At 46.1% G+C, this 12,723-nt stretch carries 8 protein-coding genes; 1 reads left to right on the plus strand and 7 read right to left on the minus strand.

Annotated elements, in window-relative coordinates:
• Positions 1–228: 228 nt before the first annotated feature.
• Complete coding sequence (locus J7438_RS12505; RefSeq protein ID WP_209276795.1) at positions 229–1,275, minus strand: ankyrin repeat domain-containing protein; 1,047 nt, start codon at positions 1,273–1,275, stop codon at positions 229–231.
• Between the two features lie 11 nt (positions 1,276–1,286).
• Between J7438_RS12505 and J7438_RS12510 the strand changes: the two genes are divergently transcribed.
• Complete coding sequence (locus J7438_RS12510) at positions 1,287–1,469, plus strand: hypothetical protein (RefSeq protein ID WP_209276796.1); 183 nt, start codon at positions 1,287–1,289, stop codon at positions 1,467–1,469.
• A gap of 154 nt (positions 1,470–1,623) precedes the next feature.
• Here the strand turns inward: J7438_RS12510 and J7438_RS12515 are convergent, their stop codons facing one another.
• From J7438_RS12515 to J7438_RS12540, 6 genes are all read right to left on the minus strand, one after another.
• Positions 1,624–3,357: an AIPR family protein gene (locus tag J7438_RS12515; protein ID WP_286196556.1), complete on the minus strand. Its 1,734-nt coding sequence runs from the start codon at positions 3,355–3,357 to the stop codon at positions 1,624–1,626.
• Positions 3,358–3,421: 64 nt separating this feature from the next.
• Positions 3,422–4,435: a PD-(D/E)XK motif protein gene (locus J7438_RS12520; protein ID WP_209276798.1), complete on the minus strand. Its 1,014-nt coding sequence runs from the start codon at positions 4,433–4,435 to the stop codon at positions 3,422–3,424.
• A complete protein-coding gene (locus tag J7438_RS12525; RefSeq protein WP_209276799.1) occupies positions 4,419–7,265 on the minus strand; it encodes a Z1 domain-containing protein in 2,847 nt (948 codons plus the stop codon). Before J7438_RS12525 ends, J7438_RS12520 begins: the two co-directional genes overlap by 17 nt.
• A 22-nt stretch (positions 7,266–7,287) precedes the next feature.
• A complete protein-coding gene (locus J7438_RS12530) occupies positions 7,288–8,775 on the minus strand; it encodes an ATP-binding protein (protein ID WP_286196557.1) in 1,488 nt (495 codons plus the stop codon).
• Positions 8,768–11,731 (minus strand): sigma-70 family RNA polymerase sigma factor, encoded by a 2,964-nt coding sequence (locus tag J7438_RS12535; RefSeq protein ID WP_209276800.1) that lies wholly within the window; start codon positions 11,729–11,731, stop codon positions 8,768–8,770. The genes J7438_RS12530 and J7438_RS12535 overlap by 8 nt, the downstream gene beginning before the upstream one ends.
• The gene (locus J7438_RS12540) at positions 11,728–12,651 is read right to left on the minus strand and encodes a WYL domain-containing protein (RefSeq protein WP_503003904.1); all 924 of its coding nucleotides are present in this window, start codon (positions 12,649–12,651) and stop codon (positions 11,728–11,730) included. The genes J7438_RS12535 and J7438_RS12540 overlap by 4 nt, the downstream gene beginning before the upstream one ends.
• Between the last annotated feature and the right edge of the window lie 72 nt (positions 12,652–12,723).

Here is a 12,723-nt window from a genome sequence, read left to right on the forward strand (position 1 = left end):
TTTTGTCGTTTATATGGCCTGTAAACAATGGGTTAAACGAATGATGCTGTGGTTTGAGCCTTTCCGTTTTTTAAGCTATTTCCAGAACACTGTTTAAAGAGTTGGAAGTACTTCAGCAAACACTTAACACTACCAGAGATTCAGCAACTCCCAAACACATCAATTAGTGCATCCTTGCATTGTGTGCTTTAAATTTCTGGGAAGTCAGTGGCCATGCCAGCTCAGAAATCAGACCAGATTACATGGGAACGTCCAAGTGGAAGTTTCAGGTGACTGAGCCTGCTTACCCTCGTGTTTATTCTCCATATAAAACTCTTGCCAGGGACCATCAGGATAGCCGAGGTCCTTAAAATATTTTCGTGTATAACTATCATTTCTATCCAATTGACTCTTATAATCTTCCAATTCTTTGGCCTGATCATCTTTTAGCTGCTTTGCATAGATTAACCTTTTGACATTACCATCCGATTCCAGGGCAACTCTGCGAATATCAAGCAATATCTCCTTAATCAGGTCAGCTGGCGTCTTCCCATCATTATCCAGCTGCAACAGTGTTGACTCTCCAGTGATGTTCAGCTGATTTTCCAGCAGATACTCAAAGACCTTCGGATTTTGCTGCTGTGTAGCGAGATGCAGCAGACTGCTCTGGCTCTTTGTGCTGTGCATCAGATAGTCGTCAAAGTAAACCAGGCTAAACTCTCGCCTGAGACAGTTACAAAGCTCGGACACTACATCCAGGTTGCCAAACTCGGCGGCCACGCTTAGTAAACTACTGCCGGTATTATTTACCGTATTATTGAGTTTTCCAGCAGCTGACAGTTCGTGAATTAATTTTAAAGCACCCTCATTCCAGCTGTAATGCAGGGCAAAATGCAAAGGAGTGTCACCGTTCATGGCAGGCATTTTCTTATCATCCTTTGTAATAATTGCCAGTTCGTCCACATCAATTGCGGAGGTGCATTGATCGATGATCCTCCAACATTGAGGGTCAGCAAGTGCTGCCTTCAACAGCACCCTATCCTTTGCCAGGCAGGCAATGTGGAGCGGAGTAAGCTGATGGGGAAGGTTCCAGCTATCAACCAGACGATCATCGTCGGTAAGCAGCTCGGCGGCAACGGCCTTGGCATTCTCAAGAAACGTTCCTTCCTCTGCTGACTTCAGAAACTTGCTTGCCGACTCAGTGAACTCAGGCACCGCTGATGCCTTATCAGATTCATACATGGGACCCAGGACATTCTCCGGGGGCAGATTAATTACACCACCAGTACCATTCATAATATGCTCCTGTGTTAACTTATCAGTTGGAGCAGGTTTCCGGTAGAAAGTTCCCATCAGTCAGTGGTTTTTCTCGTTTTCTCTCCTCTGTCAATGAGCGGTTGGCTGATGGCTTTCTCAAGCTGGTGGAGATGATGAACCATTCACTTTGGGCTGATCTCGATATTCAGGCCATAGAAAACGCTGTCGTATAGGGTGCTTAAAAAATTTGACTGCGGTTCGAAGGAATACAGAAAAAGAGCCGATATTTCGGCCTCTGATTGATGATTAAACTCAGACAAAGACTTGGTCTGGCAATTCAAATTAACTTCAAAATTACCAGATCAGGTCTGAATCCAGCTTTACGCATCAATTACATTCAGGAATACCCTCAATAGAATCGGAGTATTGAACGGCCTGAATATAATCCCAGCATTTCGGATTTTTAGCCCACTCAGAAATCATTCTTCCAGAAGAAGACCCGTGCAGGTACTTTTGAACTTCAACTGACCAGATTGAGATCTGCTCTTTCAGATGGTTGGAAATATCCTGGTTATTCCAGATCATATCCAGATTCATTCTATCACCAAGCTTTAAGGACACCAGGGCCAGGGTATAGGCTGTGATGTTTGCCTGAAATGCCTGAAACTTTGGCCTGATCAGCTTAGTGGCAGCTTTAAACAAGATCCCTTTAGCAATCACTCTCTTAAAGTCAGCAAGGGTCGGAGTTTCTTCACCAGATTCCCAGCGAAACTCAGGCAATGTCGCCATAAATTTCAAGAAATTTTTCTGTGCTCCCTGAGAGACTACAGCAGGTTTTTGATCCCAGATGTTCAGAAACTTAGCCATATCCGGTTTGGTTACTTTTCTGGATGTAGGGATAGCTTTCTGAAGGGCCTTCTTTTTCGCAGGTGTACTGCCTTCACGTATCAACAGAGTTCGATAACTGCCTGCAGAACGCTCATAGAACCAGCGACTGACGCCATCCGGGCAATAAGTAGTATTAGCAAAATGCTCTAACTGCTTATGCAGTTCATGATGGGCCTCCAAATCTGAGTCATTTACCTTATTCTGGCTATTCGCATACTTGGAAATATTTCGAACCAGCGAGTCTTCACTGTCAGAATCAGAAGATCGCAATACAATAAGTTTTGCAGGCACTCTGACACTGGAAAGATCTACACCTTTATCTTTCTTCTTAGTGAAGTAAAGCGAAGCCGTTGTCTGACCACCATTTACAATCTGCATCCCCTTCAGCCAGGTGATCCCGGGGCCACCATCCGATGTCTTACCTAAATGCGCTTCGTCTGCAACAATAACCAGACCATTATTGTAAGCCATAAAACGTTCAGGATTTTCTTTCAGGGTATCCCTGATCCCTTTATTGACCTTGCCCGTCACCTGGAGGAATGAACGAACATTTGCCTCCAGAATTCTCTGGCCATATTTTTCATAGATAAAGCGCAGTGCCTCGCCAGGAATGACTGTCATGGCATAATCATACTCAGTCATTTGCCCCGGTACCCACACACAGGGCAACGCTTCACCAGCAACTTCTTCAAAGTTTACAACCAGTTCATCTCTGGGCTTGCCAGCGGATGTATGTCTGTACAACCGCTCAATATCCATTACCTCCAGCTTAATTGTCTTGCCCTGTATCTCTCTGGATTGAAACTGCTTTGATTTTGCATTCAGCACGCGGTCTGTAAGCACGTAAACCCGAACCTGGTCGAGACTCGGGTAAGCTGCTTCAACAGTTGCAGCAAACCCGTAAGCCTCGCTGGATTCATCCATTTTTCCAGACAGTTTCTTTTCAGCACACATGCTAAGAAAGCGCAGACAATAATCCGCTGCCTTTGTTGCTTCAGACAGAGGCAAAGACTGAAGTTCTCCTGAACCATTATACAGGCTGACAAACATATCCAGTTGATCAACTTCGTCAGATAATGCATACCCACTGAGCCTAACATTTGCCTTACTGACTTTAGCATCAAAGTGGCACACTACTGGTTCGAATGTCATACCGATGTCAGACATATGCTGCATCATAACTTCCGTGAAAACAGACTCCGGAAATGGATATGGCTCATCCGGCATATCCATTCGTTCATTCAGCAGTTCTTGAACTTCTGCCTGCGTCTGTCTTAAAAATTCTGCTAATTCCATTTCAAATAATACCTAACTGTCTGTACATCTCAGCTACAGGCACTTCATCAGATGCCGACTGATCGATGTCAATTTCATACCTGGCAGACCTGATTCCTGCCGGAACAGCACCCGGAGTCATTCTGGGGAGTTCTCCGCCCACTAACAGGATTCTGATCTCTGCAACTGAAAACTGCCTGATATAATGCTCACTGTGTGAATCAAGGTAACCTGCTCTCAACAGCCGATTATCAAATTCTGATAAGGCTTGTCTGTCCTGGGACATTAGCTCCCTGATAACACCAATCAACTCCGAAAGCGTCCATCCAGAAGGATTTCTACTCAGACGAACTGCCCCAAGAAAAATGGGTTGTACTACGGAATCATCCAGCTGTTCAAGGGAATGAATTTTTGCGGGAAAGCCCTTCTCAGCCAGAGTCGCTTTTACTTCAACAGCTCCATGGCCAAGCATAAAATCCTGCAATCCATCCAGTGGCCCATACCATGACTCAACAGCATTAAATGTGCTAAGTCCGGAGTCTGTCAGCTGTTTCAGGAAAATCAGCTCACCAAAAAGACCAACCTCGGCTTCTGGTCCGAGTGCTGCCCGGGGTTTGCTCATAAATTCCTGCCAGGCTCTTATTCGTCCAATAAATGCGCTGAACAGCGTTGCCGGAGGCATACCTGACTTTTTACCCACCATGGTCAGAACATCCCTGACCATGGTAAGAAATATCTCAAGGCTACCTGACTTCAGTCTTATAAGGCCTATCCATGTCAGCCCTTTACCAAGGCGCTCATCACGAATTTTTTCTACCCGAAAACCTTTGCCCTCAGGTAGCTGCGTGGACGATGGCTGACTTTCCAGATTAAAGCTAATCAGCAGTGCTTCATCATTTTCCGGAAAGTGGCGGGCAGCCATAATACGACAATCCCCCGGAGAGGTTACCGGTACAGCCTGCCAGCCGGTACCTGAACCCGGATTGTTTAATGCCTTCCAGGAAGCAAGGATCTCATCATCAATATGAAGGGTCATATTCCTGCTCCCAAAGTACGTTGTTCACTTCATACTTAACCTTTGTGCCGCTGTGACTTCCGGGGAAGCTGATACCAAAAGACACTATTGGTGGAGTATTCTCATCATAACTGTCATCAACGCCCTCAGGGCTCAGCAGGTAGATAAGCAGAAGCCCCCGTTCAGGGTGGCCGACTATATGGCCGGCACCAAATCCTCTGATTTTTCGCAGAGCAGGACCATTAGGCTGCTTTGGCGGCACACCTTCAGTACCTTCCGACCGGGCAGGATCATTCTTCCAGCTGTTCCGGGTTTCCGTCAGTGCTGCACTCCAGGCATCGTCGTCAAGATCAAGTGCTTCATCCGCTGGCGACAGGAGTCTTCCAATAGAATAGCGATCCTCAGTAATCGTTTTAGGTGTACGTTTTACCAGCCGAACGGTACTGGACTCATTAATTGAGTAATTCCTCTTTTGACCACCATTAATCACGGCTACTGTCCATGATGTCAGTTCGTGCTCTCTGGTCATGTTCTGAATAAAGTCTGAAAGCAGCCTGCTGTTGACTTTCGTGGCACCAGGGTGAGTTTTGTATTCGCTTAAAAACTGAATAACATCATCTGCAGGCACATTGGACCACTGAATACCATTACCGGACTTCTTACTGCCATTCCGGTTTCTGTCTGGAATCGGCTCAGGTTCACCCAGGCGAGCTGTGAGGCTGTCAAAGGCCTGCAGGTTTGACTCCAGAGAGTTTAAATCTTTTAAAAGAGAGACTGTTTCAACAGACTGCCCACTGAAGGAGAGGTAAAGGCTTTGAGCATTCCTCATTTTTAATCGGGAGGTAACCATCAGGACAGGATGCGAAGCTACCTTCAGTCCATATTCCTTTGGAGTCGCTCCACTTGCAGTCATCAGGTCAAACTCTTCGCGCAGTTCTTCTGATGCATCAGCAATATGTTCAAACCACTCAATAAGATCAATGGTTGTATACAGCCTGCACAGATCAAGATATCCCGGGCGATATCCAAACCAGCGCCCCATCTGCATCAAAGTGTCATACATTCTGGAAGCACGGAGGAAGTAACTGACACAAAGCCCTTCCAGAGTCAGCCCCCGGGCAAGTTTATCCCCACCAACAGCAATGACTTTCAGACCTACGGCACTGTCCGCATAATCAAGCGCTTCTTTCGCAAAACCGTTGATAGCTCTTACTTCAATCTCTGAGATAGCATCCGAAAGTTCTGCTTCTAGCTGCGACCAGGTCAGCGTATTTTCATCCACCATATCAGGGTGCATGGAGTGAATGGTTTCTGTTGTTGTCAGAAAATCACTTTCCCAGAGCAATCGAAGTTGATGAATGACTGCGTCATGATCAATCCGTCGCACCAGGCGCTTCTTGAGCCAGTCCACATAAGCTGCCACCTGATCTTTCACATGCCCCTGAACGGATGTAAATCGAGTGACGTGTATCAGCATGGAGCAGTGCTCATCTTTCTGCCCTCTAAGCCTGCGCAGTGTACAGGCAAGCACAAATGCATCGACTGACTCCCTCAGAGACTCAGGTATGCCATGCTTCTGGTCACTTGATGGGTAATAACCATTTTTATGCCTGGTTGGCATCCAGCCTGATTTTTCATCTTCAGCGCAATGGTCATTTACCACTTTAACAAGAGGAAGGCCTCCATCCCTGCCATTTTCAGAAGAACGACCAAATACTTTTGCAGGACCGATGTAACTGGATGATGCTGAAAGGTTTGCGATAAAGGCTGATGGAAAAAGATCAGGCCCTTCTTTTTCAGTCTCACTACGGTTGTGAATGAAAATATTTGCGAATGGTGTCGCTGTATAGCCAACATAAGCTTTACGGGTAAAGCTATGAAGTATTCTTCGGGTCAACCTGTTTATTGCTGTGGGTTCATGCTCAAGGTCAGGTTTACCGAACTCATCATAAGCCTGGTCACCGGTATCAACCGATGCATTGTCCGCCTCATCATCTATGATCAGAAGAGGAAGGTGGGTAACAAGTTTTCTGCCTGTCTCAGGATCCCGAATATTGGCCACATGCTCCTGAATCCACTTCAGTAACCGCTCCAGAACCGATTTGTTCTTTTTCACAACAAACAACCAGGGTCGCTCTTCTGGGGATATGCCAAGATGTCTTGCAGCCTTGGTGTTAAAATCGCCTTTTTCTGAACGGTTAGTTGCAAAATTTGGTCGTATGGCCGGGTCTTTGTCAATCTCGCCCACACCAACAACGTGCATTTCATCCTGAATGATACTCGTCGTGAAACCCAGAAAGCCTTCGTCCAGTCGTATCTGAGTCTGGGAGCGCAGGTTATTGTGCATGCCGGCAAGCACAATAATTATTTTGTAACCGGCATCAGCCGCCTTGCAGATCAGGCCTGTATAGTTGCCCGTTTTACCAGACTGTACGTGCCCAACAACCAGCCCTCTTCGATCCCATGATCCCTGACGTTTTGGATCTTCAAGATTGCCAAGAATCTGATCTGTTGACTTATCCAGTCCTTCAACAATATTCCAGGACAGTTTTTTCTCCTGGTACTCACGGTAGCGCTGCCAGTAGCGCCAGCCCTGTTTACGGTCCTGGTTCAGCCAGGCAATATGGCCTTCGTCGTTGGTCAATAATGCATCATCACCAACCCATGTGCTCGCTCTGCGGATAAGCTCATCAATAATCGCACTCTCATCAGTGTCAGCTCTCCACTCTTTTTTCATATTCAGAACAAGATTCATCTGCTCCTGAATAATCGCTGGAGTAACCTGACTTTCTGCCTCAAGCATATTCTGTACAAAAATGAGGACCTTCTGTTCAGTGGGATTTAATGCCATTTTCCTTTCCTTGTCAGGCTGACTATTTCAGTGATGCGACCAGCTGAGGGTAATCATGAAACGGTTCTGTCTGAAGAAGCTTTCTTTTAGCCTCTTCAGCACTGAAACGTTTTTTACTCGTGAGGTTCTGATACATGACAGTCAACACCTCAACCACCTCTGATGGTGCCTCACCATCAAAGCAGGTGCGTGGTGTTTCTTTATTTTCTGCTGTATCCAGCCATATTCGCTGAACCGGAATGGTTTCTTCCAGTATTCTCAGCATGGCTTTAATCTGCGGTAACAGAGAGCCAGCGTCATCCAGCACGGCCCTGACTGCAGGGTGCGCGTCATCCACTCTGTAACGTACGCCGCCTGCCGTCTGATCAGCACGCCATGCCTGAACCACAGTCTGCCCGTTACCCGTTCTTGCAGGTCGGCCTCTTGATGCAAAAGTTTTCCTGGCTCTTGCCCTGGTATCTTCAGCCAGGCGCATCAACCACTTTCTCATATTGACCGGAGGACGTGCGGTTGCCTTGCGAATATCTATTTTCCAGTCTGAGTCCACAGTATTGGGAATATCCAGCCTGATGCGTGCAAGTCTGTGCGCTTCTTCTTTAGTCCACGAACGGCCTCTGCCCAATCCGAGCCAGCTGCCCGCCAATAACAGTCTCCGGTTTCTATAAACATAAAAACCCTGCTGAGCAGTCCAGCCATCAGGTCCACCTGCTGACTCAAACTCTTTATCCGTCAACCTGTCTTTATGAGGTAAAACATGACACTCAACGCCGACTGTGCCACCTTGAGTTGCCTGTGATGCCAGCGGTGAGTTCCAGGATTTAGCGGGGTGGCCAGTCATAAATGGATCCCAGGGTTTCACCCTGCAGCCATTTATATAAATTTCAAAACGCTGACTTTTATCTTCAAGATATCGATGAAAAACCATCGCCAGATGTCGTTCAACTTGATCCATCAGCTCCATAAAATTATCTTCGGTAAAACCATCTGTGAGAATACGATCCAGCTTTTCCCAGAGAACAAGTGTTCCGTGATCGATATTTTTGACGGGTTCTACCAGGGGCAGCCCTGTATCTGACGGCCCTTCCAGCATAAACCAGCCATCACCAGAGCTTTCAACCAGTACATCAAGATCCCAGCGAAGACAGTTAAACTGATTATTCTGCGTTGTGGCAACTGTCAGGCTTCTGCATTGAGAAAAGGATGCAGTCTTCAGCCCCATGCCAAAACGACCAAGATCTGACTCCTCACGATCATCAAGAGGGTTCAGCTCACCCAGCCTCATTGCCTTATCGAGACCAGTAGCATCCATTCCGATACCGTTATCCTGGATTTCTATGCGTCTCTCTTCTCCCTGCCAGACAAAATTGATATCAACCCGGCTGGCTCTGGCAGCAATACTGTTGTCAATAATGTCTGCAAGCGCAGATGCTGTCGTATAACCAAGGCCGCGCAGGGCCTCTATCATTGCACCTGCCTTTGGTGGTGCGTGCCTTCTATTACAATCAGTCATTAGCCATCCTTAGCAAGGGTGTTTCCACAGCATCATAGTCAACAAAGATTCTCAAATGACTTGTTATGGCTGGAACTCTCAATTTCCGAAGTGCTTTTGCTTCAATCTGCCTGATTCGTTCACGAGTCACGCCATACTCTTGGCCTACTTCTTCAAGGGTGTAGTCAGATTTTTCATCAATACCAAAACGAAGCTCAAGTACCCTTTTTTCTCGATCAGTCAGCGTTTTAAGAACAGCTTTGAGCTTGTGATCCCGGTCACTCTCTATTTTTAAATCTTCTGGTGTAACAGAAGCAGGATTGGGGTAATCATCGAATGCGATTCCATCAGCATTCTCAGCCTCAAGAGAAATACACTTTTGTATTCTGATAACTTTATATTCGGGAATATCCAAGACTGTTGCTAACTCAGATACTAATGGCTCTCTACCCAGTTTTTGCCTCAACTCCCTGCTGACACTCTGTAGTTTATTGACACTCTCTACCATGTGGACAGGCAGTCGAATATTTCTGGCCTGATCTGCAATAGCCCTTGTAATGGCCTGGCGTATCCACCAGGTGGCATAGGTTGAGAATTTGAACCCTCTCCTGTAGTCAAATTTCTCAACAGCTTTCATCAAACCAATGTTTCCTTCCTGAACCAGATCAGCATGATCAAGACCTCTGCCGTTGTATTTATTGGCAATCGAAAGCACCAGTCTGAGGTTGAAGGTAATCATTTCATCCCGTGCAGCAGTAATATCACACTGCAATTTTTTTACCCTGGAGCTGATACTCACTAGATTCTGGAAATCAATTCCTGTCTTTTGCCTTACGTTCTGTATCTGATCCTGCAACCGGTTGATTTCATCAGCATGCTGATCAAGTCTGCCTGCGCAAAGAGGATACTCTGCTTTAAGCTGATGATTCAGTTCGCTGCCCGGATTTTGACCTGCAGCACTCACCGCAGCCGTACGTGGAATCCTGATTTTCCGGGTATAAAGATTGATCAGAGATTTTTTGATCTCGCTGACCTTATCAATTGACTGGTACAGCGCTTTAACCAATATGTTCAGTGTATCCTCAGTGAGGACAAGACTCTTGAACGCATCCTGTACACCCGATTGATTTGATGAGCCTGGTGCATCGAGGAAAACTTCAAGAGCTTCAACAATTGCCTCAAAAGGGTATTCCTCACCAGGTTCCTCCAGCTCATCGTCATCATCTTCCTGTTCATCCGCGAACAGGGGGCCAGTAACTCTTTCCTCAGTGCTGTCCTCATCTGAGACGATGTGCAGCTCAGCAATCACTTTCTGAAGGGCCTGTTCAGGGTTATCCTCTCGAAGTGCTTCCAGGCAGAGATGAGCAAAAAGCTCACAGATAAACGGCACTTCAGACAATGTCTCCATGATGGCAACCCGGGCTGCTTCTCTACGCCTGCCATTCTCTACTTCCTGCCCCCGGGTAAGAAGCTCTTTACCGGGAAGGCTGGCGTAGTAGTAGCCCATGGGCTCATCCCTGGCATAAAGAATGTCATCAAGCAGGAGCATTGCCTCATCAATGGAAGCTGCATCATTATCTTCATAGCCATCAGAAACAGGCTCCCCCTCAAACATATGGCTGTCTATCAGGAAGCCATAACTTTCCAGCACTTGCCGGATATAGAAAACCTTTTCTTCCAGCCGGCTGTCAAGCTGCTCATATAAAGCATCATTCTGCAGGACTTTTGACAAATTACTTGGTTTGGACAATTGAGAAGCACGGGAACTTTTTAATATTGGATCTGCATACAGGTCAGTCACATAATCGGTAACAAAACTTTCCGACAAAGTACCCGTACGGGCACCCTCTTCAAAGAGCTTGCTGAACCCCTCAAAAACCCACTTTTTCCTGAAAAGTTCAAGATCAGGGTTATCCGAAAATTCTGGCAACTCAATAACAATGTCCGACCAGTCTTCTCCAGAATCAATCGGAATATGTTTTGTGATCCGTGACTGTATTTCACCGGCCTGATCTTTACTGTCGCTGTCTTCCTGTGGAGGAATATCTTCACTGGCTATCTCCCAGCCACCAAGATCTTCCTCTTCGCTGAATGAGGCTTCATTACCGGCAAAAATATGCGTTGAGCAAGAATCCTTATGGTCTGGCTGCGTTACATGATGAACATGGTCACACCCTTCTACAGAGACCATCCGTTTACCCTGTTCATGCTTTTCACAAACCGATACTGTTTCACATCCCTTCTCACTATTGGGAGAGATTTCTGGCTCAATATCTTCTATCTCCCAGATGTCAGCAACAAAATCATCACTGGATTCAAAGCCATTCCCGTTAACTTCACTGCTTTCGGTAATGCTATTGTCTGTCTCATTAATAGAACCAGCCACTTCAGCCAAAATGGCTGTATCTTCCACTGAACTCTCAGGAGGAGAGCTATTTCCCGGTGTATCATTCAGACTTTCTGAAAAACTTTCCAAGACAACTGTCTGCTTTCCGGAGCTCTCCTGACTGACAGCATTATCAATTCCTGCAATTGAATCATTATCGGATATGGCTGTTTCTGAGCTGGACGTATTCACACTGCTCCTGTCAGTCGCAAGGTGACCGTTAATGCCAGGCAGGTCTTTCAGGTTGCTGTCAGTTGAGGGCAGAAGTTCCACTTCCAAATGGGGCTTTATATACTCAGTAAGCAGATTCACAAGATGCTGATATTTTTTTTCTACTGCGTAATCCTGAGCCTTCTTACCACTGTAATCTGGCAGCTCAGGATCAGCACCATTCTCAAGCAGCAGCCTGCAGATCTTGAAATGCCCTTTTTGCACCGCAAGGATCAGAGGCGTGGTGCCATCACTGTCCTGTACGTTTACTGACGCTTTGGATTTAAGCTGAACCTGAACAGCCTTCTCAACACCAGTCAGTACCGCAAGTTTTAACAGACGACTGAAATTCCCCTTTGTACTTTTACTTATAGCTTTCATACCTGACTTCCCTGAACAACATACCCTGGCGCAATCAGCGCATTCTTTACGCCATAAAGCTCCAGTGGATTGCTAAGCCACAGATCATACTCTAACCCACTAAGGCTATAATCCATCGTACAGTCAACATTCCAGAACCGGAGGTAATAACCGGCAACTGCCGCACGAAGCTTAACCCTCAATGATTTACCTGTAATGCCATAATCCATCACTATGGCTTCTTTACACTTCTGCCCTGGATGCGGAACCAGGTGAAGTTCTACCCATCTATTCCACTGATCATCATTCTCAATAGTTTCATGTTGGGCAGAACAGTCTTCCAGCAGTCTGGATTCAGAGATACGCGAAAGAACAAAATCCCGGAACTCAGATCTTTTTCGATCATATGCTCTGACATGCCAGCGCTTGCCACTGTTAACCAGAGCCGAAGGTATTATTTCTCTTTCAGACCAGCCACTGTTCTTTGACAGGTATCTTATCTGAATGACCTTCCCGGTCTTGATCGCCTTCGTCACTGTAGACAGGTTATCTATATCAAAATCATTAAGGAACGCCGGAATAGTACAGTTTATTTGAGGAGGAAGGCTGCTGACGATATCCCCAAAACCTTCAGTAAGAGCACCCAGGGCTCTTTGCAGTGAGTGACTGAAGATAGGGCTGAAGACGATAGATGACCGATATATTTTTTTTGTCTGATCAAAAACAAGGTTGTCTGCTGCATACTTTCGATAAAGCGCTATATCCCTTGTAGCACCAGCAGGCCCCACACCAAATTTTTCAGATATGTCAGAGCGCCTGAGCTCACCAAGAAAATATAATCTGAAATCAATAAACGCTAACCGCTCACATTGACTGCGGCTAAGAGAGTCTATGGACAAATCGGACATAATGCTCTGACAAAAGTATATATTGTAGAGCATTATAACGAACACGAGTTATAATGAAATTGCGTATATCACCTGATCATAATGGTTATATGACGTATATCAAAA

Origin of the sequence: Thalassotalea sp. G20_0, from assembly GCF_017744175.1 — a bacterium.
Lineage (GTDB): Bacteria > Pseudomonadota > Gammaproteobacteria > Pseudomonadales > Endozoicomonadaceae > Endozoicomonas.